Raw genomic sequence first — 26218 nt, 5'->3', positions numbered from 1 at the left:
TTGCTTCATTTAAAGGGGCATTGTTGCTTCTTTTGCCCATTTTTTATCTTCTTCATTTAAGTAAGGTGCATTCATCTGATAAACGCGCGCATGGTAATCATTGAGCCATTGTCGTTCTTCTTGTGTCAAAAGCTCTGGAAGGATTAACCGTCGATCAATGGGGCAATGTGTGAGTGTTTCGAACGAGAGCATTTCTATATCTCCGCCATCAATTTTTTGTGCTGGCTTCACAATCATCAAATTTTCAAGACGGATACCAAAAGCGCCTTCGCGGTAATAGCCTGGCTCGTTTGAAAGAATCATACCGGAGATGAGTTCTTGGCACCCTTTGCGAGAAATATTTTGCGGTCCTTCATGGACAGAAAGATAAGATCCAACACCATGACCGGTGCCATGGGCATAATCAAAACCAGCTTTCCACAATGCAATGCGTGCAAGAGCATCAAGGTCTTGTCCTCGTGTGCCTTTTGGAAATCTGATAGTTGAAAGAGCAATCATGCCTTTGAGGACAAGCGTAAAACAGCGTTTTTCTTCTTCTCCAATATTCCCAATTGCTACGGTGCGTGTGACATCAGTCGTGCCATCACGATATTGTCCACCTGAATCAACGAGGTAAAGTTCACCGGCTTTGAGTTGTTTATTTGTTTGCGTTGTTACACGATAATGAATAATGGCACCATTTTCTCCTGCTGCTGAAATTGTATCAAAAGAAAGATCTTTAAGTTTTTCTCCCATTTCTTTTGCTGTATTTATGCGAAATTCTTCTAATTTTTGAGCAGCAGAAATTTCACTTATTGACCCTGGTATTTGTTTATCTAACCAAGAAAAAAAACGGGTTAGGGCAACACCATCGCGTAGATGCGCTTTGCGTGCGCCATTGAGTTCTGTGTCATTTTTAATGGCACGTGGTAGAGCAGCAGGATCGGTAAGTGTGATAAAAAAGCTATTTTTTTCTTCAATAACAGTTCGTAATTTTTCGCATGTTAGCTGTGGATCTAAGGCAAACACTGTCCCTTTTTGAACATACTCTTTGATCTTGGGAATAAGCTGTTCTGGTTCATATAATTTTGCATAACGTTCTAGATATTGTTTCTGTTCTACACCAAGTTTTTTGCTGTCAATGAATAAAGCTGGTGTTTTGTTAAGTGGAATGAGAGCAAAACAAAGGGAAAAAGGCGTGTTGGAAACATCATTGCCCCGTATATTGAATGTCCATGCAATGGAAGAGGGGTCTGTAAAAATAAAAGCATTTGCATGAGTTTGCTGTATATCTTTGTAAATCAAAGCGAGTTTTTCATCTGTATCGCACCCAGCATATTTGAGAGGGTGAATTGATAAGGCAGATTGTGGTAATTTTGGTTGATCATGCCAGAGCAGATCAATGGGATTATGTTGAACTTCTACAAGTTTTCCACCTGCTTTCATTTCTAATGCGTTTTTTAATGCATCGGTGGCAGCAATCGTGTGGAGCCATGGATCAAAGCCAATAGAAAGTTTTTGACCATTTTTTTCAAGCCATTGTGAGGGAGGACAAGTTATGAGATCTTCATAATTAAAAATATCAGGATCAGTTTGTTGGCGAACTTGGAGCTTATATCGCCCATCTGTAAATATGATGGCTTTGTTTTTTAAAATCAGTGCAATCCCAGCTGATCCAGTAAAGCCGGTTAACCAGCTAAGGCGTTGAGCATGAGGAGGGACATACTCTCCTTGGTGTTCATCGCACCGCGGAACAAGAAAACCATCGAGTCCAAGGTGATCGAGTTCTTTACGAAGGCAAGAAATGCGTTCTGCTGCATAAGCAGGATTTGTTGTCGCCTCAAAAGATTGATACATAACGACGTCCTTTTCTTTTATTTTATTTCAGGTGTATCGTAACCCATCCTTGCCGGTGGTATGTTTCGATATGCTTCAGTCCTTGTTTTATATAAGTCTCCAAAACATGGGCATGTTGTTCTTCAAGAATTCCAGAGAGTATAAGTGATCCCCCTTTTTGAAGTGCCGTTACCACTTCTTGCGCAAGTTCAATAAGCGGATTAGCAAGGATATTGGCAACGATGAGATCAAAAGGGGTTCGTGATGCAATTGCATCATGGGAAAAATCTGTTGCTGTAATAGCTGTAATATATTCCTTGACACCATTGAATTCGATATTGTGTTGTGCAACTTGAACAGCAATTGGGTCAATATCGGATGCAAGCACAGTAATTGGTTTGAGCATTGCTATGCCAATGGCTAGTACACCGCTCCCAGTACCAAGATCAAGGGCATTTTTTGGATTTTCGTGTTTCATGACTTTGGCAATCATTTCTAAACAACCGGCTGTTGTTCCATGATGTCCGGTGCCAAAAGCTTGATTAGCTTCAATTTCAATAGGGAGAACATTTGCTGGAATGGCGTTTCGGTTGTGACTTCCATGAAGGAAAAAAGGACCGGCTTGCACAGGTTTTAGTCCTTCTAGGCTTTTTTGTACCCAATCAATGTTGGGTAAAACTTCCATATTAATTTTATCAAAATCTATAGAAAGAATTTTGGCAAAACGTTTCAATGCGTTCTCTTGATTGTCTTGATCGACATATAGAGAAAGCTCATATACAGCATTTTGTTCATCTATCTCTGTAAGAGCAAGAGGATAACCTTCTTCGTCAAAGGCTGTTTCTATAAGGGTATAGAACCGTTCTGCTTCATTTTTAGAAGCAGTATAATAGAGGCGAATTTGTTGCGACATGCTGTTCTTTCTTTTGATCGGCTTTTTTTAGTTTAAGATGAGTTTTTTTAACCGTTCAATGGCGATTTCATCTTTTAATTCGTTATCGCTTTCTTTCGTGTCATAACGGATAACGCCAGCTAATTTTCCACCTTTTTTGAGTAAAAAAATTGCTGCTGTATGGTTATATGTATAGTTTCCATCTGTTTCAGGGACTTTTTCAGCAACGATGTTGAAAGAATTGACCATTTTATGAACTTTATCAGGATCTCCACTAATGCCAACAATTTTATTGTTAAAATTACTGAGATAATCATGGAGTACTTTTGGTGTGTCACGTTCAGGATCAACAGTCACAAACCATATACCTAATTTATCAGCTTCAGGACCAAGGGCTGTAAGCCATCGATCAAGATTCATCAGTGTGGTAGGGCAGCTTTCAGGACACATAGTGAAGCCGAAAAAAATTATTGAAGGCTTGCTTCGAACATCAGCCTCAGTAATATTTTTTCCATTAGAATCAGTGAGAGTAAAGTTATCACCTAAAGGCTTATTTGTCAGCGTATCATAACCAAAAACACCTGCAAGAAATATGATTGTCAGCCCCAAGATGCGTATTACATTTTTCATAGTTTGACTCTCTTAGATAGATCGAGAAATTGTAACATTGGCAGGTTTGTTTTGCAATGTTTGTTTCACGGTTGATTTTATTGGTTTGGTTGGTATGTCTTTCCATATCTATTGATGAAACATTGGTGAAAGATGTATGAATATTGAGAAAGATCTTCGATTTCATGAAAGTAAACCTCGTATCCATACGACAGCGCGGCTGCATGGTTGTAAATTAGGGCGCTATGTGGAAATTAATGAGCGGGTGATTTTACGGGATGTAACCGTTGGAGATTTTTCTTATTTAGAGCGTAATAGTGAGGCTATTTATAGCGATATTGGGCGTTTTTGTTCTATTGCATCTCATGTACGGATGAATGCGTTGGAGCATCCTATGGAGCGCGTTTCAACGCATAAAATAACCTATCGTCCAAACGAATATTTTCGTTATATGGCATTAGATAGTGGTTTTCGTGAAAGGCGTTGTGCAAAACGTGTTATTATTGGGCATGATGTGTGGATTGGATATGGTGCGGTTATTATGCCTGGGGTGACAATTGGTCATGGCGCTATCATTGGCGCGAACGCTGTTATAACGAAAGATGTTTTGCCATATACGATTGTCGTTGGGGTGCCTGCTAAACTGTTGCGGATGCGTTTTCCCAATCATGTGATAGAATGCCTTTTAGATATGGCTTGGTGGGATTGGCCGCTTGATAAAATTCACAACGCATTGCCTGATATGCAAAATTTGCCCATTGAAGCCTTTGTTCGTAAATGGAAATGACATTCAGAATAAAATAAAGTGGTTTCTTGAAAAAACTGATCGTGGTTTACTTGTAATTAAGCTTTGTTTACAAAATTGTCTAGTACACGCTTTTCTCCGGCTTTTTCGAACATTATTGTCAATTTATGATCGTCTATTGCTGTAATATGACCATAACCAAATTTTATGTGAAAAATCCGATCATTGACAGAAAAATCTGAAGGTGCATGAGAGATCGATTGAGAGATAACTTTCCCTTCAATATTCTTGTTTTTTTGTGCACGCTTTTGTCTTGCTGTTGCATAGTCACTATAAAAGGAATCGTGATGTTGAAAGGAAGATTTTCCATAACCACCATAGGATGTTTCCATTTCTACAACTTCTATATGTTCTTCTGGTAATTCATCTAGAAAACGGGAGGGAAGAGCAGGTTGCCAAAGTCCATGAATTCTTCGATTCGATACAAACCATATATGCAAATGTTTTTTTGCTCTTGTTAGACCTACGTAAGCAAGACGCCGTTCTTCTTCTAATCCTGAACGTCCACCTTCATCTAATGAGCGCTGGTGGGGAAAGAGTCCTTCTTCCCAACCTGGAAGAAAAATTGTTTCAAATTCAAGCCCTTTGGCTGAATGAAGTGTCATGATGTTGACTGCATCCATATTTTCATTATTTTCCGTTTCCATAACGAGTGCAACATGTTCCAAAAAACTTTGAAGATTTTCAAATTGTTCCATGGAACGAATCATTTCTTTAAGATTTTCTAGTCTTGTAGGAGCCTCTGGTGAACGATCTTCTAACCACATGGTTGTATAACCAGAATCATCAAGGACGATCTCGGCAAGTTCTCTATGAGGAGTGTCTTGAAGCATATTTTGCCAGCGGCGGAAGTTTTCAATAAGGCTTCGTAACGCACTGCGTGCCTTAGGCTTTAATTCATCTGTTTCAATGATGTCAGCGGCAGCAGAAAAGAGAGGAACAGCACGTGCACGTGCACTCTCATAAAGAATGCGCAGGGTTGCATCTCCTATGCCGCGTTTCGGTGTATTAATAACACGCTCAAAAGCTAAATCATCAGTGGGTTGAACAACAACGCGTAAATAAGCCATGGCATCACGTATTTCCATTCGCTCATAAAAACGAGGACCACCAATGACGCGATAATTAAGGCCAAGCGTTACAAAGCGATCTTCAAATTCACGCATTTGAAATGATGCGCGTACCAATATAGCCATATGATTTAATGCATGACCGGTTTGTTGTGCGCGTTCGATTTCTTCTCCAATTGCTCGTGCTTCTTCTGCCGAATCCCATGCTGAATGAATTTTTACCTTTTCTTCCTCGCTCTTTATTTGAGCAGAAAAAAGGACTTTTCCCAGTCTTTCTTCATTATGCGCAATGAGATGGGAGGCGGTTTTGAGAATATGAGATGTTGAGCGATAATTGCGTTCTAGACGAATAATTTTAGCAGAAGGAAAATCTTTTTCAAAACGTAATATGTTTTCGACTTTTGCACCACGCCATCCATAAATGGATTGATCATCATCGCCAACACAACAAAGATTAACATGTTGACCTTGAGGATGTTGGGCCAAAAGGCGAAGCCAAAGATATTGTGCTGTATTTGTATCTTGATATTCATCGACGAGAATATAACGAAATTGAGAATGATATTCGCGAAGGATATCTGGATTATGTTGGAAGATAGAGATAGAATGAAGTAGAAGGTCACCAAAATCACAAGCATTAAGATCTTTTAATCGATTTTGATAACTGTGATAAAGTTCACGTCCCATGCCATTACCAAAGGAATGAGCATCACTTTTTGAGATATGTGTTGGTGAGAGTCCTTGATTTTTCCAAGAATCAATCATCATGGCAAGGTTTCGTGCGGGCCAACGCTTATCGTCTAATCCTTCAGCTTGAATAAGTTGTTTTAAAAGTCGAAGAACATCATCGCTATCGAGAATAGTAAAGTTTCTTTTTAAATCAACAAGCTCTGCGTGACGGCGTAAAATTTTAGCTCCAGTGGAATGAAAGGTTCCAAGCCAAGGCATACCTTCAACAACTTCTCCAATAAGTTCACCAATACGTATTTTCATTTCACGTGCTGCTTTGTTGGTGAAAGTGACAGCAAGTATTTGCTGAGGAGAGGCAAGTCCAGAGCGTAAAATGTGAGAAATACGGGTTGTTAAAACGCGTGTTTTTCCTGTACCAGCACCTGCAAGAACTAAAAGAGGTCCCTCAGTATTCATAACAGCTTGTTGCTGTTCTGGATTGAGTTGTTCTAAATAGTCTGTGTTATATGATTTTTGTTCTTTTAGAGTATGGGAGAAAAAACCAGAGCTCTTCTTATCATGGTCTGGAGGGGAATCTTCTTCAAAGAAAGGTATGGTATGATCAGAAAAATTACTCATTATCTCTCTTTTGTAGTCTTTTTTTTATTGAAGTTCTAGATTAAAAAAACTTCTCTTAAAAAGTCACAACAGTTTCAGTTGAACAGACAGAAAGAGAACGTAAAAAAATAAGCACAAACATTAAAGGCTTTGGGTGAGAACGCTTTGAAGGGCATAAACGCGTAACGAAGCCGAAAGATTTACTTGTTGTGGTCTTTTGCTATCAATATCGGTAATAATAAAGGCTAAAGATTGTCCTTTTTTGCGGGCTATATCTTTTAGAATATCTAAAAATGGTGGTTCTAAAGAGACGCTTGTTGCGTGTCCATCAACGCGAACAGATATCTTTCGTGGAATGACTTTTGACCAATCGATAGAATTATTTTCGTGCATTTTTCCACCTTTATTCGTCGTTTCGCAAACGATTTTGATCAAGAAATTTTTGCATTTTTAAAGATTTTTGCTGCTCAAAATTTTTTTCAGTTTTTGTTCGTCCAAAACGATAACGATTTTGCTCAGCACAAAGAGATTTTTCTGTACGTTTTTTTTGTTTTCGAAATTGGCGAAGATTAATCAATTCAGTCATGAGAAAAATTATTTTTTCCGAAAGGAATCTAAAGAGACAACATCAGCACTTTGATTTTGTTTTGCATCGTTATTTGAAGGTTCTTTATTTGTACTGAGATTTTGTTCTTTTGTAAGCGTATTTTCTTTTTTTTGTTTGTTTGATAAGGTAATAGGCGTAGTTGAGGTATTTTCTGAATTTTCACTTTCTCCAGAGGTCAGATTTGAGGGCAGATCAAATGCTGCTTCAAATGCTGCTACAGGATCATAAAAGACCTGAATGGAAGTAAAAGGAATCACGAGCTTTTCGGTTATTTCCCTGAAAGAGAGGGTTACTTCGAAAGCTGTTTCTGAAACACTGAGATCTCTAAATTGATGTTGTAAGACGATTGTCATTTGCTCGGGATAGCGATTTTTTAGCCGAGGAGAAATTTTAACGCCTGGGGCATTTGTCAAAAAAGTTATAAAAAAATGATGATTTCCCGGAAGACCTGCTTTGGCAACTTCCGATAAAACTTTACGGATAACTCCACGAAGCGCATCCTGAACGAGAATATCGTAACGGATTTGATCTTTAACCATCGAAGTTTATTCCTTTTATTTCACGTAGCAGAATGGGGCGTATTGATATTGTGTGACAGAATATATTTTAAATTAGCAGATTTTTTCTACGATGCACCTCAATAAATCGAATAAATACGAAACTCTATGGTAAATAATGTCTGATAATGTCTGAAAGATCAATCAACAACATTTAAAAAAGTGAAGGCTTCTGTTGCCAGGTGCCTCCGAACCCCGCTTAAACCTGCGACGGTTTAAGACTTAAATTGAAACATTCACACCACCTTAAGCGGCGAGACGTGCTTCCGCATAGTTGTCATTTGCAACTACTCATTTAGCCCGATAACGGTGGTACAATGCCGAGTAAAAGAGCGATCTTTACACCCTTGTCGATCCTATTTCGCCCCCACCAAAATATAATTTTGGTTTCTTATATTTTGGTGGAGGCGCCGGGTACCGCCCCCGGGTCCAATAGGTTTATTTCACCGTCCATTTATTACCATAGCTGGTAAACCAGCCCTCCAAATATAGATGAAGAACAGTCTTAGGAAAAGGGGGGGTTGTTAATATTTTTAATCCTCTAATTATTTATGGAGCTATATGATGCGGCTGTAAAGTATAGTCCGCTCATTTTTGGAGAGGAGATGATGCAAAATGACAAATAATTTAGCAGATATTAAACTATATGATTCAAATCCCGATGAAGCAGCAGTAGAACGACTTAGCCGTCGTTTAGCTTTAGTGATGAAAAAGCAGGATGCAGCGCTTGTTGCTACATCGGATCCAAAAGAGTTAGAACGTGTTGAAAAATGGGTTCAAGATGTTTTAGAAGCCGATGAGAAGAGTGCTAAAATGGCTGTTTCAAAAGTGGCTGAGATGATGTCTGGAGAGCGTAGAAAAAGTCGTATGACTTTTTATTATCTAGTTGCTAAGCAACTTAATGCACTTCATAAAATTTAAACAATATTAAATTTGTGATAATGATAAAAAAAGCCCAATTTCTTGGGCTTTTTCGTTGATAAAAAGGGTTAATGTTTTTCATCCTCTTGGAGGTAGCCTCCTTTACGCATACTCGGGACAAAGAGAAGAGCAATGAATGCCATGATCATCACGACGGTTATATAAAAATAAAAGAGAGATTCATGACCGTACTTTTTTAATCCAAGCGCAACGTATTCAGCAGAACCACCAAATAAGGCGTTGCCAATGGCATGAGAGATGCTAACGCCTAATGCGCGTATTGAAGAGGGAAACATTGCTGATTTGACGACACCAGAGATGGATGTATACATGCTCATAATGAAGAGCAAGCCAATAATGACGGAAAAGGCAACCCATATACTATGCGTATTACCGATTATCCAGAGTCCAGGAAATGTAAAGATGACAGAGAGTACACTCCAAATGATAAGTAAAGTTTTTGTTCCAATTTTATCGGCTATGATACCAGCTATGGGTTGGAATAGGATGAAAATAAATAGTACAGCTGTCATAATCGTTGTTGCGGTATGTTTATCAAAGCCGGTGGTTGTGATCAGATATTTTTGCATATAAGTCGTAAAGGTGTAAAATGTGAGTGATCCTCCTGATGCAAAGCATGCAATTACGACAACGGCTTTTGTATGCTTGGTGAGAAGTTCCTTAAGACTGCCAGAGTGTTTGTGAGAGCGGCTTTCTTTCGTGGTTGTTTCGTGGAGAGAACGACGCAGATAAATCGCAATCACTGCCCCGAAACCACCAATTACAAAAGGAATGCGCCATCCCCATGCTTTTAACTGATCTTCAGAGAGATAAGATGCTAGAATAAATATAATGAAGCTGGCAAGAAGTTGACCTGTAATAAGGGTGGCAGATTGGAAAGAAGCAAAAAGCCCACGATGTTTTTTGAGGGCAACTTCGCTCATATAAGTGGCTGCTGTACCATATTCACCACCTGCTGAAAGTCCTTGCATCATCCGAGCTAAAAGTAAAAGGATTGCTGATGTTACTCCTAAGGTTTCATAGGTGGGAAGTATGGCGATGAAAAAAGAGCCACCACACATCATAAAAATGGATATAAGCATCGAGCGTTTACGTCCATAACGATCGGCGACAAACCCTAAAAACCAAGCTCCAATAGGGCGCATAAGAAAGCCAATAAAAAACACACCTGCGGTTTTTAACAGTGGCGTAATCGTATCACCATCGGAGGGAAAGAATTGTGATGCAAAATAAATTGATGCAAATGAGTACACGTAAAAATCATACCATTCTACGAGATTTCCTGATGCGCTTGCTATAATAGCAAAAACACGTTTTCTTGCATCCTGTGATGCTGAAGTTGTTTCATTTTTCATGAATTGTTCCCCTTTTGGATTTGTAGTTCATATTTTCTAAACATAATTGTTTATGATTTCCAGAAAAATTCAATGGTATTATAACAATTTCTTAGGGAAACTCTTTAAGATGATTTATTAGAGTTATGTTGTTATTCGTTTTAAGATTTTTACTTGTGTTATAGAATAAAAAGTTATTACGTTGCATTTAAAGGGAGAGAACATTGAAAAGTAGATCAAGATACTTAAACTTTATGAGAAGAATGCAATTATTGGAATCATACCGGAAGATCATAGAAGAGATGGTCTTTATGAGCAGAAAGCCCAAAAACTGAAAATATTTCAAAAAGCTTAAGTAATGTAAAAGGGGATTTTTGTGTCCTTGCTTATCTTGTTGTATCACCACACATCATTATTTAGGAGGGGGAGGTAAGGCTCAGATAAGGTTTTCTGTATGAGGTATTTTTCAGATATCATGATAAATATTTAGGGTAGGGCTTGCCTATAGAATCTTATCAAGTAAATTACATAAAGAGGGCAGTAACTATAGACAATTTAAGAGAAACTGAGTTGTTTGTAAGACGAATGCGGGGCGGGCTTTTCGTTCTTTATTAGGGTGGAGAGGAGATCAAAAAAACCCAATTTCTTGGGCTTTTTTTATCCAGAAAATAAGTTTAATGAAGTCTATCGTCTTTATTGAGATATCCTCCTTTATCTATATCGGGCATAAGAAGAATAGAGATGAGTGCAATGACCATCATACCAACGATGTAAAAAAAGAAAACAGATTCGTATCCCATATTTTTTAATCCAAGCGCTACATATTCAGCAGAACCGCCAAAGAGTGCGTTGCCAATGGCAAAAGCAAATCCAACACCAATTGCTCGGATTGAAGCAGGGAACAATTCTGCTTTTATGATACCAGCAATGGACGTATAAAAACTCATAACACAGAGTATTCCAATAATAATTAAGAGTGCTGTCCATGGATTATGGGCATTACCGATCATTTTAAGTACAGGAATGGTGCAGATAATGGATAATGCCCCCCAACTAATGAGTGAAGCTCTTGCTCCAATTTTATCGGCTAGGGAACCAAAAAGAGGTTGGAGTAGCACAAAAACAAAGAGGGCGGCAGTCATTATCGTTGTTGCGGTTTGTTTATCAAAGCCCGTGGTTGTGATCAGATATTTTTGCATATAAGTGGTGTATGTATAAAATGTGAGAGATCCACCAGCTGTAAAGCCAACAACCAAAAAGAAAGCTTTTTTATGATTGCGAAAAAGTTCTTTAAGACTACCAGCGTGTTGTTCAGAGCGGCTTTTGTGGGTTGTTGTTTCATGGAGCAAACTACGCAGATAAATTGCAACGATTGCTCCAAAGCCACCAATGACAAAGGGAATACGCCATCCCCATGCTTTTAACTGATCCTCGTTAAGGTAAATGGCTAAAATAAATATTATAAAACTTGCGAGAAGTTGACCTGAGATCGTTGTTGCATATTGAAAAGAAGCAAAGAGCCCGCGACGATTTTTGGGTGCAACTTCGCTCATATAAGTTGCTGCTGTACCATATTCACCGCCAACGGAAAGTCCTTGAAACATACGGACTAAAAGGAGAAGAAACGCTGCTGTTATTCCCAAGGTTTTATAAGTGGGAAGTATGGCAATGAGAAAAGAGCCACCACACATCATAAAAACAGAAATAAGCATTGAGCGTTTACGTCCATAACGATCCGCAATGTATCCAAAGAGCCATGCTCCAATTGGACGCATAAGAAAGCCAATAAAAAAGATTCCTGCCGTTTTTAACAGTTGTGTAACAATATCTTCATCTTCAGGAAAAAATTGTGATGCAAAATAAACCGATGCAAAGGAGTAAGCATAAAAGTCGTACCATTCTACCAGATTTCCTGATGCGCTGGATATGATAGCAAAAATACGTTTCCTTGTATCATGTGGATCTAAAGTTGTTTGATTATTCATGAAGTATTCCCCTTTTAGATTTATAACTTTTCTTCTTTTTAAAGCTATTTACGATGTGCATTATAAAAACGCCATTGTATCATGATAATTTTTTAGGGAAACATAAAGATTTTTTCTAGAGCTATCAGTGGTGTTTTGGGCTCATGGTGTTGTTACATTGCGTAAATCATACGCTTTTTACTATCCTTAAGGAAATATTATTTTTTGTTTGATTGTGAATTATTTGCATATGCAGAGTGTTTATGAAGATATGATACTCTTTAGTTTATATGCTTGATGTTGTTTCGTAAAATGATGTTATTGACTATTTCATGCGAGGTTGGTGTATCTGTTAAAATACTTTTTATGAATGAGCTTAAGTGTTAAGGGGGAGTACAATATTAAGAGTTCGTCAAAAGTATAATGATAGCGGCTTGCACTTTTATTAAGTGTAAAGAGAGTAATGTTCATGTTTATATTTTACGGGGCTTTTACGTTATGTCATTCACGGGTGCCGTTGTGAAATGGAGTTGGATGCATTGAGAAATGTTTCTCAAAAAAGTGTGCGAATTCATAATATAATGGTATTTTCTATTTTCATGAAAGAATTTGTTTTGCATGAGGGGTACCATTAAGAATGTATTAAACAAAATCATGAGTGTAATCTTTATTATTGATAAAATTATCTTGAAAGATAATCACTTTTCTTCGATTTTGAGTGGGCATGGGAATATTAAAATAAATCAAACGTTTTTTATCTTCAGTGAATTAAATTCAGCTAAAGAAGTATTTATTACATAATAATATGAAGCCATTTATTTTTATAAGCGGCGTGTGCAGGAGGGAACATTGCTTCTTTAGAGTGTTTGAAGGGATAAAAAATTGTGAGCTTTAAACTTCTATCGGAAAGAATATAAAAAAAGCCCAGTACTCTGGGCTTTTTTGTTAAAATTCTTGTTTGTTAACATTAAAGGTTAATGAATATCGTCTCCTTGTAAATACCCTTTTTTGCGAGCATCTGGCATTAAGAAAACAGCAATGAATGCAATAATCATCATGCCGGTTATATAAAAATAGAAGACAGATTCATATCCAAGATCTTTTAATCCAAGTGCGACATATTCAGCAGAACCGCCAAACAGTGCGTTGGCAATAGCATAAGAGAGCCCAACTCCTATTGCTCGTACTGAAGCAGGAAACATTTCTGATTTTACAATGCCAGAGATAGATGTATAAAAGCTCATAATGCAGAGCATTCCAGTAATGACTGATAAAGCAATCCATGTACTATCGGTACTACCAATCATATTAAGTCCAGGAATGGTAAAGATAATAGATAAGACACTCCAAATAAGGAGTGAAGTTCTTGTTCCAATTTTATCTGCAAGAGCACCAAAGAGGGGTTGGAGTAACATGAAAACAAAGAGTGCAGCTGTCATGATTGTTGTGGCTGTATGTTTATCAAAGCCAGTGGTTGTGATCAGATATTTCTGCATGTAAGTCGTATAGGTGTAGAATGTGAGCGATCCTCCAGCTGTAAAGCCAATAACCAGAAAGAAAGCTTTTCGGTGGTTACTCAGAAGTCCCCTAATACTACCAGCTTGTGCACTAGAACGACTTTCTTTGGTCGTTGTCTCATGGAGTGTGCGGCGTAGATAAATCGCAACAATTGCGCCGCATCCACCAATGGCAAATGGAATACGCCAGCCCCACGCTTTTAGCTGATCTTCGGTGAGATAAAGCGCTAAAATGAATATAACGAGACTGGCGAGAAGTTGACCACCAATCAGTGTGGTATATTGGAAAGAGCTAAAAAATCCGCGGCGATTTTTGAGGGCGATTTCGCTCATATAAGTTGCTGTTGTACCATATTCACCACCGACAGAAAGCCCCTGAAGCATTCTGAGTAAAAGTAAAAGAATTCCTGCTGCCATTCCAATGGTTTCATAGGTAGGAAGTAGGGCGATTAAGAACGAACCACCACACATCATAAAAACAGAGATAAGCATTGAGCGTTTGCGTCCGTAACGATCGGCAATGAAGCCAAAAAGCCATCCGCCGATTGGGCGCATAAGAAAACCAATAGCAAAAACACCCGCCGCTTTTAAAAGTTGCGTAACGTCATTGCCATCTGAGGGAAAGAATTGTGATGCAAAATAAATAGATGTAAAGGAATAAACATAAAAGTCATACCATTCTACTAGATTACCTGATGCACTGGACACGATAGCCCAGATACGTTTTCTTGTATCATGTGGTTTTAAAGCTTCTTGTTTTTCCATAGTCGATCCCTTTATTTGATGTTCATCCATCTTTGTTCATTTATGTCATTTTTTTAGAAGCTGTCTATAGTATTTTATCTTTTGCATCAAAAATTTAGTTAGATCATGATAATTTCTTGTGTAAGATGTTTTTGGAAAAAGATTTGAATTATGTTTGTACGGATTTTACAGTTTTTATTTTCTATAATAAGAAGAATCGGACATAATACCCTCATGAAATCATATCTTGCTCTTTTATCTCATGTTTTAAATCAGGGTATTGATCGGACAGATCGAACGGGTGTTGGAACGCGATCTATCTTTGGGTATCAGATGCGTTTTGATTTACAAGCAGGATTTCCGTTGTTGACAACAAAGAAACTACACTTACGTTCAATTATTTATGAACTTTTGTGGTTTCTTAAAGGCGATACAAATATCGCTTGGTTGAAAGAGCATGGTGTGTCAATTTGGGACGAGTGGGCTGATGAAAAGGGAAATCTTGGTCCTGTTTATGGTTATCAGTGGCGTTCTTGGCCCGCTCCTGATGGACGCCATATTGATCAAATTAACAATCTTTTAACGATGATTAAGGAAACGCCAGATTCTCGTCGCTTGATTGTATCAGCTTGGAATCCTGCATTAATAGAGGAAATGGCGTTGCCTCCGTGTCATTGTCTTTTTCAATTTTACATTGCGGAGGGGAAATTATCTTGTCAACTTTATCAGCGTTCGGCGGATATTTTCTTAGGTGTTCCATTCAATATTGCATCCTACGCATTGCTAACGATGATGATTGCGCAAGTAAGCGGTCTTAAAGTAGGCGATTTTATTCATACTCTGGGAGATGCTCATCTTTATTCTAATCATTTTGAACAGGCAAAATATCAATTGTCTCGTATACCAAATGCTTTGCCATGTATGCGCATAAATCCAGCGGTAACAGATCTTTTTTCTTTTCAATTTGAGGATTTTGAGTTGCTTAATTATGAAGCACAACCCCATATTAAAGCGCCGGTAGCAATATGACGATTTCCATTTGTTTAATTGCTGCTGTTGCAGAAAATGGTGTTATCGGTCGTGAAGGTGCCATGCCGTGGCATTTATCGACGGATTTGCAACGCTTTAAAGCTTTGACGTTGCGTAAGCCCATTATTATGGGAAGAAAAACTTGGGATTCTATTAGGAGACCTTTACCAGGGCGTACAAATATCGTCATTACGCGTGATTGTACCTTTTGTGCTGAGGGGGCTGTTGTTGCTCACTCTTTATCGCAAGCTTGTTCTCTTGCAACAAGCGTTGCTTCTCAAAATGATGTAGAGGAAATTTTTATTATTGGTGGTGGTGCAATTTTTCAACAAGGGTTGCATATGGCTGATAAAATATTTCTTACAGAAGTTTTAGCTTCTATAGAAGGTGATAGTTTTTTTCCTGTTTTTGATAAAGAAAAGTGGACTATTGTGCAAACACAAGATATTCCAAAAGGGGATAAAGATAGTCATCCGACACGTTTTGTTGTTTATGAGCGGAAATAATTTTTTGTAATATGAAGTGGAAGGGTTTATCAGTTGTATTGTAATGAGGTAAGAGACACCCTATAAGATCAAGCAAATGGTTGGTGTTCGAGTAGTGGTAATCAGTTAAAGAGGTGATAATGCCCTGGACAAATCAAAATGGTGGTGGCCCGTGGAGTGGCGATAAAAACAGTGGTGACAAAAAAACACCAGCTAAGAATCTCTTTGGTTCTGGTGGCGGTAATGGTGGCGAAAATGGTCCTAATCTTAATGAAATTTTGCGCAAAGGGCAGGATCAGTTTAAACAATTCGGGAGAAGCAGTTTTTCTGTTTTATTCCTTCTGCTTATTGTGTTTTTTTGGCTATACCAGTCAATTTATATTGTTCAGCAAAATGAACAAGCGGTAGAGTTGCGCTTTGGCATCCCTAAAGAAGGCATTATTGGTGATGGGTTGCATTTTCATTTTTGGCCAATTGAGACCTATATGAAAGTACCTTTAACGGAAAAAACAATCGCGATTGGTGGGAAGCCCGGTCAGGCGCAACAAAGTGATGGTTTAATGCTTTCGAGTGATCAAAATATCGTTAATGTTAATTTTTCCGTTTATTATCGGATTTCATACCCTAGTCAGTTTTTATTCAATGTGAATGATCAAGAGGGAACTGTCCGCCAAGTTGCTGAGAGTGCAATGCGTGAGGTCATTGGTTCGCGGCCGGTTGATGATGTTTTACGTGACAAGAAAGAAGAAGTTGCTAATGACGTTAGAAAGATTATCCAGTTGACTGTGGATAAATATCAACTTGGTGTCGAAATAAGCCGTGTTTCTATCAGTGAAGCTGCTCCTCCGACAAAGGTTGCTGCTGCGTTTAATTCTGTTCAGCAGGCGGAGCAGGAACGTGGAAGAATGATTGAAGAGGGGAATCGTGTGCGTTTTACGAAAATTGGTTTAGCAAATGGTGAAGCTTCACGCACACGGGAAATCGCAAAAGGTGAAAAGGCACAAATGGTTGAAGAGGCAACAGGGCGTGCTGAACGTTTTCAGGCGATAGCTCGAGAGGCTGCGATTTCACCAGAAGCTGCTCGCTACCGTCTCTATATGGAGACGATGGGGCGGATTCTTTCTTCACCAAATAAGCTGGTTCTTGATCAGGTAAATTCTCCAGCGGTGCCTTATTTACCTTTGAATGAATTGTTGCGTAGCAAGTCATCGGAAAAAGTAAAGGCAACAGCAGCGCGTCCTGCGTTACTCTTAGATTCTCGTATTTCTGGAGGAGATTAATTATGCAGCAATCTCGCTTTTTGTTTGTTTTTAGTGCTATAGTGTTTGTTTTGATGATTTTGTGGATGTCCGTATTTATCGTCTATCCTCGTCAACAAGTAGCAATTAAGCGTTTTGGACAAATTGTTCAGGTAGAATCTAATCCTGGAATCTATTTCAAGGCGCCCTTTATCGATAAGATGATCATTGTTGATAATCGGTTATTGCGTTACGATGTTCCTACACAATCTGTACAGGTTCGTGGTGGTGCGTATTATGAGGTGGATGCGTTCTTTATTTACCGTATTACAGATCCTAAGTTGTTTTTACAGCGCATTGCTTCTGGGCGTCCACAAATTGCGGCACGTGAAAACCTTGCACCACGGTTTATTGACGCTTTGCGTGCTGTTTATGGTAAGCGAGAATTTAAAGCAGCCTTATCGGATGAACGAGGCGCGATGATGGCTGAAGTACAGAAGCAATTTTCTGTAGATGCAGGTTCGTTGGGTATTGCCATTGTTGATGTGCGTATTCGTAAAACCGATTTGACTGATGCTGTTTCAGAAGATGTCTATCGGCAAATGGCAGCTGAACGTGAAGCTGCTGCGGAAAATATCCGGGCTCGTGGTCAGCAGGAGCGAGATCGTATTGTGGCAGAAGCTAATCGTGAATATGAAGAAATTGTAGCAGCTGCAAAGCGTGATGCTGAAATTACCCGTGGTGAAGGTCAAGCTGAAAGTATTCGTCTTTTATTGAATGCGAGGGAGGCTAATCCGTCTTTTTACGATTTTTGGTTGGCGATGGAACAATACAAGAATTTAGAGAAAACACCGATGGTGATTTCTCCAAATGAGGATTTCTTTTTCTATTTTCGTAATCCGCCGCAGGCAAATAAAGCATTCTTACCGACAATGAATACTGGCCTCAGTAAAACTGATCCAAAATCGGGAGAGAATAGATAAAATAATGGATTGCAGATACGAGATTTTGCATGAAAAGAATGATCTGTGACCATTTTCTTTTATGGTAAAAGTGGTAGAGAGTATCGAGCCGTGCTGGTTTTACGTAGATAAATTTAGTGGGGCTCTTTGCATCTTTGATTAAAGGCATGTCATGGATAGAAGTGTCGTGAGTAAAAATACGTTTTTAAAGTTTTTTATCACAAGAGTTGTTTTTTGTGTGACTTTGTTTCTATCAGGATCAGTGAGTTTGTCTTGGGGAGCCGAGACAAGCAAGGCATTGCTTTCTATTCCTGATTTAGCTTCTGAGCTTTTGGAAACAGTTGTGAATATTTCCACGGCGCAGACTGTTGAAGGAACAGAACAGGATGCAAACACCTCGGTACCCGTTATCCCAAAAGATTCATTGCTGGAGGAATATTTCAGTGATTTTTTTACACCCAAGGATGGTCAAAAAGATAGTCAATTTCAAAAGGTGCGTTCTTTAGGGTCTGGTTTTGTGATTGATGCGCAAAAAGGGATTATTGTTACAAATTATCATGTTATTGTAGATGCTGATGATATTGAAGTTAATTTTACGGATGGTACAAAATTAAAGGCAAAGCTTCTTGGAAAGGATAGCAAAACTGATTTGGCGTTGCTTCAAGTCGATGCAGGAAGTAAAAAATTAAAAGCTGTGCGTTTTGGTGACTCAGAAAAAGCACGTATTGGTGACTGGGTTATGGCTATTGGTAATCCTTATGGTTTTGGTGGAAGTGTGACGGTTGGTATTATTTCTGCACGTAACCGTGATCTTAATGCTGGTCCCTATGATAATTTTATTCAAACAGATGCAGCAATTAATCGGGGAAATTCTGGTGGGCCGTTATTTGATAGAAATGGTGAAGTCATTGGCATTAATACAGCAATTGTTTCACCTTCGGGAGGATCTATCGGTATTGGATTTGCTATTCCATCGGATATGGCTCTTTCTGTTATTAATCAATTGCGTGATTTTGGAGAAATAAGGCGTGGTTGGTTGGCTATTCGTATTCAGCCGGTAACAGAGGATATTGCAAAAAGTTTAAAATTGGACAATGCTGTGGGAGCATTGGTGGCTGGTAAAATAGAACAGACGGAAGAAAATAATGTAGATAATAGCCAGTTACAAACTGGAGATGTTATTCTTTCCTTTGGTAATTCCAAAATTAAGCATGCACGTGATTTGCCGCGTTTAGTTGCAGAAAGTTCAGAAGGAAAAGTGGTGGACGTTACTATTTTACGCAATGGGCAAGAAGCAACAGTAAAAGTTAAGCTTGGACGTTTGATTGAAACAGATCCAAATGAAGATACAGAAGAAGTTGATGATAAAAAAAATCAAGATCTGTCGAAAAACGTGACAATGCAATTTATGGGAATGACGTTATCTGAACTGACAGAGGATTTGCGTCATCGTTATTCAATTTCAGACAAACTTCGAGGACTAGTGGTGACATCTGTTGCACAAAATAGTGCAGCGGATAAAAAGCGTATTCGCGTTGGTGAAGTGATTGTTGATATCAATCAGAGTTCTATCACAACAATTGATGAGGCTAAAAAACGTATTCATAAATTACGTGAAGCTGGACGCAAAAATGCTCTATTTATTGTAGCGCGTCCAGATGGAGAGTTACGGTTCGTAACGCTCCTAATGGATTGATCCTTAAAAAATTATTTTTTTGTTTTTTATTAGCCTTAGTAATGGGATATTTTGCAAGTCAGGCATGTGATGTCCAATGTTTCTCAAGCTCATTTCATGATAGAGAGCATGGGGTGTGCAATATAAAATCTATTGGAAATCGTCATATCTTTATGCTGGATATCAAAGTATAAATTGGTGCCATCATAGTATTTTTCAGTTCTCAATATTGTAACAGTCTAGACTTTGAAATGCTGCATAAGAGATATTGGTACACCTTTCTTAAGTCTATTTTTATCTCTGCTTGTGATGCGCAAGTAAATGGTATTGATATGATGCTTTATGAGGCTCTTATTATAAACCGGCGTAGCATGCTATTTTTATAGGAAAAAATAAAGCTGTTTGATTGTATAGGTTAAGTTCAGTATTATTTTTATAAATGATGACAAAGAGTATGTTTTTAATGGCCTTAACGGACAGAATTATTATAGCTGTGGTTTGTTATTGAATTATGATAGCAAAAAATGCTTGGAAATTCCTTTGGTGTTGTTATTAAGTCTATTTTTTCTTTTTTATAAGTTTCATAGGATTTTCTTTGTATTGAAGAGAATTTGTGTTCGTATTTTTGTTTGAAGTATTTACTCTATGATAATGGAGAGAAAATACAGGAAGGCTTTGGGGGTGTCTGCATGTTGCAATAAGTTATTGATTGGGAGAAATTGCTATTCATGGCACAAAGAACAGTTACATTAATAGCGGGGCCAACGGCAAGTGGGAAGTCAGAACTTGCCTTGCAAATGGCTCAAGAAAAGAATGCTCTCATTATTAATACTGATTCAATGCAGGTTTATGATGTTTTAAATATTTTAACGGCACGGCCGGGGGAGGCTGATACCGCGATTGTTCCCCATTATCTTTATGGTCATGTGAGTCCTACTTTGAATTATTCAGTAGGGCAATGGTTGTGTGATGTCGAGAAGCTATTGGCTACTTTTTCTTTAAGATCAGTTATTTTTGTTGGTGGGACAGGACTTTATTTTCGTGCTCTTTTAGAGGGGATTTCGGAAATCCCTCATGTTCCAAATGTTGTGCGGCAGAAGTGGCGTTTGCTGCTTGATCAAGAGGGACCTGAAAGTCTTTATCGCCAGTTGTTGCAGATTGATGCTGTTGTTGCTGAAAAAATTTCTTCGCACGATAGACAGCGTATTGTACGTGCTTTGGAAGTTTATGATGCAACCGGTAAGACGCTCAGTTGGTGGCAGAAACAAAAAACAACACCTATCATTGCGCCGAATTTGACCGAAAAAATTCTTCTCATACCACCACGTTCTCTGCTTTATGAACGTATTCATAAACGCTTGGATTCTATGATTGAAAGAGGAGCTTTAGAAGAAGTGGTGGCTATGAAAAAACTTAAACTTTCCCCTTCTTTACCAGCAATGAAGGCTATTGGTATACCTGAATTTATGGCTTATTTGGATGGATATAGAAGCTTTGAGAATGCTCTTGAAGCGGTAAAAATACAAACGAGGAGATATGCAAAAAGACAAATGACATGGTTTCGTAATCAATTTGATGAAGAATGGATGCTTACTTTTTGATACAAGAGTTAGAGCTTTGCAAAGAAACTTATCGAAAGATAAAAGATAATTCGTGAAAAAGAAATTTTTTAGAAAATATAATTTTTTATTGACGAATGGTATCAATGGAATTAGAAATCTTTCTACAAGGAATTTTTTATATATTTTATACGTTGGAATAATGGGGGTAATCATACAGTATGTGTTGTGTAATGGGCTCCTTTGGGGGCTTTTTTTATGGGCTCCGTTAGGGGCTTTTTTATTGTCCTATAAAGTAGGTGAGTGGGAAAAATGAGAAATGATCCAAGAAAGCAAGAGAGTGCAGATGGAAAAATAATGTCGGGCGCTGAAATAGTGGTTCAAGCTCTTATAGATCAAGGCGTTGAACATATTTTTGGTTATCCTGGTGGGGCTGTTTTGCCTATTTTTGATGTTCTTTATCACCAAGATACACTCCAGCATATTTTGGTGCGCCATGAACAAGCCGCAGGGCATGCAGCTGAAGGCTATGCACGCAGCACAGGGAAGGTAGGGGTTATGCTTGTGACTTCTGGTCCAGGGGCAACGAATGCTGTTACACCTTTGCAAGATGCTCTTATGGATTCGATACCTCTTATTTGTTTTTCTGGGCAGGTGTCAACAACGGTGATTGGAACAAATGCTTTTCAAGAGGCTGATACAGTTGGAATTACAAAGCCTTGTACGAAGCGTAATTGGCTGGTTAAAAATGTCAATGATCTTGCGGCTATTATTCATGAAGCTTTTTTTCTTGCTCAATCAGGTCGTCCTGGGCCGGTTTTGATTGATATTCCTAAGGATGTTCAATTTGCTTCAGGATTTTATAGAGCACCTCAAGTTCAGGAGTCTTTACATTCTTTTCCATCGTTGAAAGGGAATACTAAGGCTATTGAATCTGCCGTTTCTCTTTTAGTTGAGGCAAAACGCCCTATTATTTATTCTGGTGGTGGTGTTATTTCATCGGGGATGAAAGCTATACAGCTTTTACGTAATTTGGTTCAATTGGGGGATTTTCCGATTACTTCAACATTAATGGGACTTGGTGCTTATCCTGCTTCCGGTAAAAATTGGCTTGGAATGCTTGGAATGCATGGAACCTATGAGGCTAATATGGCCATGCATGATTGTGATGTCATGTTAGCTGTTGGAGCACGATTTGATGATCGTATCACCGGGCGCCTTGATGCATTTGCACCTCATGCGCGTATTATTCATATTGATATTGACCCTTCTTCTATCAATAAAATTGTAAAAGCAGAAGTTCCAATTATTGGTGATGTGGCTTGTGTTTTAGGAGATATGACGCAACTCTTAAAGATACAGCAACCAGCGTTTAATAGTGAAGTCCGTGAGGCGTGGTGGACGCAAATTAACCGTTGGAAAGCTCGTAATTCATTGGCATATGCGGAGAAAAAAGATGTCATTATGCCGCAATATGCTCTTGAACGGCTGTATGCTTTTACCAAAGATGCGAATGCTTATATTACAACGGATGTCGGGCAGCATCAGATGTGGGCAGCGCAGTATTATCATTTTGATGAACCAAAACATTGGATGACTTCTGGTGGTCTTGGAACGATGGGGTATGGTTTACCTGCTGCTATAGGTGTTCAAATAGCGCATCCTGATGCGCTTGTTGTGTGTATTTCTGGTGATGCCTCCATTCAGATGAATATTCAAGAGCTTGCAACAGCTATTCAGCATGACGCACCGGTGAAAATTTTTATTTTAAATAATCAGTATATGGGAATGGTCCGCCAGTGGCAGCAATTGCTGCATGGTAATCGTCTTTCTCATTCTTATACGGAATCTATGCCTGACTTTGTGAAATTGGCACAAGCTTATGGAGCCGTGGGAATTCATTGTTCAAAACCCGATGAACTTGATGATAAAATTCAGCAGATGATTGACTGTGATAAGCCTGTTCTTTTTGATTGTCGTGTTTATCATTTAGAAAACTGTTTTCCTATGATCCCATCGGGATGTGCTCATAATGAGATGTTATTACCCGATGAGGCAAGCGAAGAAGCTATTGCAAATGCTATTTCTTCCGAGGGAAAGATTCTTGTATAAAATGAATATGTTAACAAAATGGTGAAGGATGGTGATGATGAAGTCTTTGGAGTCTTCATCTCTGTCTCTTCTTTGTGGAGAGTTCCTATTATCCTTAGAGCTCATTTTATGATTTTCATTCTTTGTTTAAAGACATGGGGTGTATTATTATTTTTTCATCTAAAAAATGTTATAAGTCGTGTGCACAATTATGTTTGAATTTATTTGTACGCGATGTTTGTTTTTTTAATTCATATGTTCACATTAATAGCTATTTCGTTGCATTTTTTAGATAATACATTGAATTATCTGTTATAAATTAATTATGTTGTCTCATATATGAATGATTTCATCGTGCAAGAAAAAAAGCCACAGTGCTTGAAGGGTGCAACCATGCAAGCCGTTATGCCTATGAAAACAATAGAAAAGTTTGTTACTATGTTTTGGTTTTGCATTATGAAATTACTCCAAATAGCTCTTTCAGGGGCTTGATAGGAAAATCCCCCTAGCGGTTTAAAAGGAAGGGAAAAAATAACAAAAATCAAATGCAGCCATAGAAAACCAATAGGTCACCATAGCTTATAATCAGGTATGATTATGCGGGAGAAACCTATACATATGAGATGTATCGTCAATATATAAACCAGAATAATACTCAACATCATATCATTATCAGGATATTAACATTGAAAATTAAATACTCTTTCTTTTATTTGTTCTATATATCTATGATTCCATAAATCTGCAGACATAAACACTCTTTGAATCCACCGCATTGGATTTTTATAACGATCAAATGATCCAAAAAATTTATCTCTAGAGTGTAGGGCCCTTCTGTTATCAATGTATAATAATCTTCCTGGTTGTACATCAATTCCAAAAGATACAGCCTTAATAGCTTCATAAAAATGATCTGAAGCTTTCTTGGCTTTTTTTGACTGTGGCTCTAACATGCCTGGATAAAAAACAGCGCTGATATCTGGGAATTCACCGTCCCCTTGAACGAGGGGCACTTTACTTGTAGAAGTTACCCCATTTTTTCTCCATCTATAGGGAACATTAATTATATATAAATTATCCCTTAAGCTCCTCAAATCCTCCTCACTTAAAAGTTTTAAGGCTAGACGTGCATCAGATATTCTCGTTAACGGGCCATCAACGCCATTGCGAATACCAGATAAAAGTATCACCTTTAGGAGATAAATTTAAATCCGTTATAAATTTTAGTGCAGCATTTTCATATGAAAATCTAACTCAACTTCAGATCCTAATTCTGTATAATCTTTTTTATTATCCTCTAAAGGAACTAGGTTATTTACTATATATTCGCCTTCAAACTTAATTGAATAAGGCTCTCGGATCAATAAAGAAAACATCATAATTAAATTTTCGCTAATATAGCCACTTTTACAAGACGCATCTAAATTGTAAGGATTAGGTGACATATTAATTTGTCTATCAACAGGAAGGTTTTCAAAGATTAAATATGGTCTAGGGGTAATAGACACCTTTTGGTTCATAAGAATTGTCAATATTCTATGTGGTAGCAGCGAAAATGCTATTTTTTTAACTCAACCGAATATTCAATACCACCGTATGGATCATAAATAACATGGTCTAAAGCCTCTCAAAGTTTGTCTCTTTCGACATTGCTCAACTAAAAAGTATTTTCCATTTATCATTATAATTTTCCCCAATTATATTTCCCTACTTTTTTATTAAGAAAAGTGAAAAAACAATAATTAAAATCAGCATGTTAGTAAATAAGTTTCTGTAAAATCTTAGATTAATCCAAATAATGGTGGAGCAGTAATAATTGCGATTTGATTTACAGATATTGCTAAACCCAGAATTCAATAATTTTAAATAAAATAAATGAGTTATTGCGATATGGGGGAAATTTATCATTATTGATTCCATTAATGTTTTTTATAGCATTATCCCTCATCTTTTTGAAGCTTTTTTATCGCCTCTATAGCTAACCTTTTGCGATCTGCGCTCTTTGTGTAAAGAGATGCCATGTTGTCGTCGGTCCATCCAAAAATTGCTTTGAGTTGTGATACTGTTGCACCAGAGTTAGCTGCGCGTGTTGCTGCTAATTTTCTTAAGCCATGTGCTGATTTTTTGATTCCAGCAGCATTACAAGCGTCTCTAAATGTATCGCCAAAGCTTTCTTTGGAGAGTTTTTGATTAGTTTTACTACAGATGAATGTTTCTACTCCAATAGGACCAGTTTCAAGCGTTTTGGCTAATTCCGGTAAAATAGGTAGAAAGACATCTGTTTGGAATTTACTTTTCTCTGTTTTGAGATGAATAATATTGTCTTTGACATCTTTCCAGCCAATGCGAACCGCATCACCACGACGTAAGCCCGTATACAAAAGGACATCAATCCAAACGCGTTCATGGGTACCATGGGACCATCTTTGATAATATTTCTCAACATCTTCTTCTGTCCAAACAGGAAAGCCGCTTTTATTTTTAAGAGGAGGTTTTTTGACCCCTAAAGTCGGATTGTTTTCCAAAAGACCTTGATCAATTGCCCAATTAAAAAGCCCATTAAGGGCTTTCAGAAAGTTTCTAGCCATTGCTGGTGTTTCTTTGCGCCGTTCAACACCGGCTATGATATGTTTCTTTTCAATTGCTTGGTATGGAATATTTCCTATGGAGTCGCATATCTTCATAAGAATGTATTCTTTTTGTTTCTTTGTAGTATTAGAGTAGCTATGCCAATTAGAGCTGTTAAAGTATTGTTTAAGCAGCCATGCAAATGACCCTTCAACAAGTTTACCGGTTTTTGATTTANGCCAATTAGAGCTGTTAAAGTATTGTTTAAGCAGCCATGCAAATGACCCTTCAACAAGTTTACCGGTTTTTGATTTAGGAAGTATAAGCCCTTGTAACTCGGCAAGTGCGCTTTTGTAGTTATCAACAAACTCTTGCGTTCCATAGGTACCGCGGATTCTAATACGTGGTCCATGACCAATACGTACATACCATACAATTTTGCCATGTTGAGTAATTTGTTTAACGAGA

Annotated in this window: 22 protein-coding genes and 1 other RNA gene; 9 read left to right on the top strand and 14 right to left on the bottom strand. The window is 38.0% G+C overall.

Annotation, left to right across the window (positions count from 1 at the left end; translation table 11 throughout):
- Positions 1-9 precede the first annotated feature (9 nt).
- The 3 genes from ACFIMG_RS06325 to ACFIMG_RS06315 are packed head-to-tail and all read right to left on the bottom strand — an operon-like array spanning position 10 to position 3337.
- On the bottom strand, positions 10-1836 hold the full coding sequence (locus ACFIMG_RS06325; RefSeq protein ID WP_375678604.1) for an aminopeptidase P family protein: 1827 nt from the start codon (positions 1834-1836) through the stop codon (positions 10-12).
- 22 nt (positions 1837-1858) lie between these two features.
- Positions 1859-2728: a 50S ribosomal protein L11 methyltransferase gene (locus ACFIMG_RS06320; RefSeq protein WP_375678603.1), complete on the bottom strand. Its 870-nt coding sequence runs from the start codon at positions 2726-2728 to the stop codon at positions 1859-1861.
- Between the two features lie 27 nt (positions 2729-2755).
- Positions 2756-3337 carry an SCO family protein gene (locus tag ACFIMG_RS06315; RefSeq protein ID WP_375678602.1) on the bottom strand — a complete coding sequence of 194 codons (582 nt, stop codon included), beginning with the start codon at positions 3335-3337 and terminating at the stop codon, positions 2756-2758.
- A 136-nt stretch (positions 3338-3473) separates the two neighbouring features.
- Here ACFIMG_RS06315 and ACFIMG_RS06310 point away from each other — a divergent pair, with 136 nt between their 5' ends.
- Positions 3474-4103, top strand: coding sequence for a DapH/DapD/GlmU-related protein (locus ACFIMG_RS06310; protein WP_375678601.1), 630 nt, complete (start codon positions 3474-3476; stop codon positions 4101-4103).
- Positions 4104-4159: 56 nt separating this feature from the next.
- Here ACFIMG_RS06310 and ACFIMG_RS06305 read toward each other — a convergent pair whose 3' ends face one another.
- From ACFIMG_RS06305 to ssrA, 5 genes are all read right to left on the bottom strand, one after another.
- Positions 4160-6499 carry an ATP-dependent helicase gene (locus tag ACFIMG_RS06305; protein ID WP_375678600.1) on the bottom strand — a complete coding sequence of 780 codons (2340 nt, stop codon included), beginning with the start codon at positions 6497-6499 and terminating at the stop codon, positions 4160-4162.
- Between the two features lie 120 nt (positions 6500-6619).
- Positions 6620-6871, bottom strand: coding sequence for a ribbon-helix-helix domain-containing protein (locus ACFIMG_RS06300; RefSeq protein ID WP_375612010.1), 252 nt, complete (start codon positions 6869-6871; stop codon positions 6620-6622).
- A gap of 10 nt (positions 6872-6881) precedes the next feature.
- Complete coding sequence (locus ACFIMG_RS06295; RefSeq protein ID WP_375612011.1) at positions 6882-7064, bottom strand: DUF4169 family protein; 183 nt, start codon at positions 7062-7064, stop codon at positions 6882-6884.
- An 8-nt stretch (positions 7065-7072) separates the two neighbouring features.
- The gene (locus tag ACFIMG_RS06290; RefSeq protein ID WP_375612012.1) at positions 7073-7624 is read right to left on the bottom strand and encodes an SspB family protein; all 552 of its coding nucleotides are present in this window, start codon (positions 7622-7624) and stop codon (positions 7073-7075) included.
- 179 nt (positions 7625-7803) lie between these two features.
- Positions 7804-8160, bottom strand: a transfer-messenger RNA (tmRNA) gene (gene ssrA / locus ACFIMG_RS06285).
- A 97-nt stretch (positions 8161-8257) separates the two neighbouring features.
- Here ssrA and ACFIMG_RS06280 point away from each other — a divergent pair.
- Positions 8258-8563 carry a DUF2853 family protein gene (locus tag ACFIMG_RS06280; protein WP_375618238.1) on the top strand — a complete coding sequence of 102 codons (306 nt, stop codon included), beginning with the start codon at positions 8258-8260 and terminating at the stop codon, positions 8561-8563.
- A gap of 68 nt (positions 8564-8631) precedes the next feature.
- On the opposite strand, the gene ACFIMG_RS06275 is transcribed toward ACFIMG_RS06280, so the two are convergent.
- The 3 genes from ACFIMG_RS06275 to ACFIMG_RS06265 all read right to left on the bottom strand — a co-directional run bounded on the left by ACFIMG_RS06275 (position 8632) and on the right by ACFIMG_RS06265 (position 14164).
- Positions 8632-9939 (bottom strand): MFS transporter, encoded by a 1308-nt coding sequence (locus tag ACFIMG_RS06275; RefSeq protein WP_375632342.1) that lies wholly within the window; start codon positions 9937-9939, stop codon positions 8632-8634.
- A 653-nt stretch (positions 9940-10592) separates the two neighbouring features.
- Entirely contained in the window at positions 10593-11903 is a 1311-nt protein-coding gene (locus ACFIMG_RS06270; protein ID WP_375678599.1) for an MFS family transporter, read from the bottom strand.
- 953 nt (positions 11904-12856) lie between these two features.
- Positions 12857-14164: an MFS family transporter gene (locus ACFIMG_RS06265; protein ID WP_375678598.1), complete on the bottom strand. Its 1308-nt coding sequence runs from the start codon at positions 14162-14164 to the stop codon at positions 12857-12859.
- A 213-nt stretch (positions 14165-14377) separates the two neighbouring features.
- Between ACFIMG_RS06265 and ACFIMG_RS06260 the strand changes: the two genes are divergently transcribed.
- The 7 genes from ACFIMG_RS06260 to ACFIMG_RS06230 all read left to right on the top strand — a co-directional run bounded on the left by ACFIMG_RS06260 (position 14378) and on the right by ACFIMG_RS06230 (position 23203).
- Positions 14378-15172 (top strand): thymidylate synthase, encoded by a 795-nt coding sequence (locus tag ACFIMG_RS06260; protein ID WP_273722957.1) that lies wholly within the window; start codon positions 14378-14380, stop codon positions 15170-15172.
- On the top strand, positions 15169-15678 hold the full coding sequence (locus ACFIMG_RS06255; protein WP_375629938.1) for a dihydrofolate reductase: 510 nt from the start codon (positions 15169-15171) through the stop codon (positions 15676-15678). Before ACFIMG_RS06260 ends, ACFIMG_RS06255 begins: the two co-directional genes overlap by 4 nt.
- A 119-nt stretch (positions 15679-15797) precedes the next feature.
- Positions 15798-16937, top strand: coding sequence for an FtsH protease activity modulator HflK (hflK, locus tag ACFIMG_RS06250; RefSeq protein WP_375678596.1), 1140 nt, complete (start codon positions 15798-15800; stop codon positions 16935-16937).
- A 2-nt stretch (positions 16938-16939) separates the two neighbouring features.
- Positions 16940-17878 carry a protease modulator HflC gene (gene hflC, locus ACFIMG_RS06245; protein ID WP_375628861.1) on the top strand — a complete coding sequence of 313 codons (939 nt, stop codon included), beginning with the start codon at positions 16940-16942 and terminating at the stop codon, positions 17876-17878.
- A 151-nt stretch (positions 17879-18029) separates the two neighbouring features.
- Positions 18030-19553, top strand: a complete 1524-nt coding sequence (locus ACFIMG_RS06240) for a Do family serine endopeptidase (protein ID WP_375628863.1) — start codon at positions 18030-18032, stop codon at positions 19551-19553.
- A 707-nt stretch (positions 19554-20260) separates the two neighbouring features.
- Positions 20261-21133: a tRNA (adenosine(37)-N6)-dimethylallyltransferase MiaA gene (gene miaA, locus ACFIMG_RS06235; protein ID WP_375678594.1), complete on the top strand. Its 873-nt coding sequence runs from the start codon at positions 20261-20263 to the stop codon at positions 21131-21133.
- 270 nt (positions 21134-21403) lie between these two features.
- Positions 21404-23203, top strand: coding sequence for an acetolactate synthase 3 large subunit (locus tag ACFIMG_RS06230; protein WP_375632344.1), 1800 nt, complete (start codon positions 21404-21406; stop codon positions 23201-23203).
- Positions 23204-23862: 659 nt separating this feature from the next.
- On the opposite strand, the gene ACFIMG_RS06225 is transcribed toward ACFIMG_RS06230, so the two are convergent.
- The 3 genes from ACFIMG_RS06225 to ACFIMG_RS06215 form a co-directional block, all read right to left on the bottom strand.
- Positions 23863-24372 (bottom strand): TauD/TfdA family dioxygenase, encoded by a 510-nt coding sequence (locus ACFIMG_RS06225; protein ID WP_375678593.1) that lies wholly within the window; start codon positions 24370-24372, stop codon positions 23863-23865.
- A gap of 33 nt (positions 24373-24405) precedes the next feature.
- Positions 24406-24702 carry a hypothetical protein gene (locus tag ACFIMG_RS06220; protein WP_375678592.1) on the bottom strand — a complete coding sequence of 99 codons (297 nt, stop codon included), beginning with the start codon at positions 24700-24702 and terminating at the stop codon, positions 24406-24408.
- 417 nt (positions 24703-25119) lie between these two features.
- The coding region (locus tag ACFIMG_RS06215) for a tyrosine-type recombinase/integrase (protein ID WP_375693587.1) at positions 25120-26218 on the bottom strand (1099 nt) is incomplete at its 5' end.

The organism is Bartonella sp. AP11XZML (assembly GCF_042196445.1).
Lineage (GTDB): Bacteria > Pseudomonadota > Alphaproteobacteria > Rhizobiales > Rhizobiaceae > Bartonella.
Note: the sequence above shows the minus strand (reverse complement) of the source record. Positions and strands in the feature narration are given on the sequence as shown.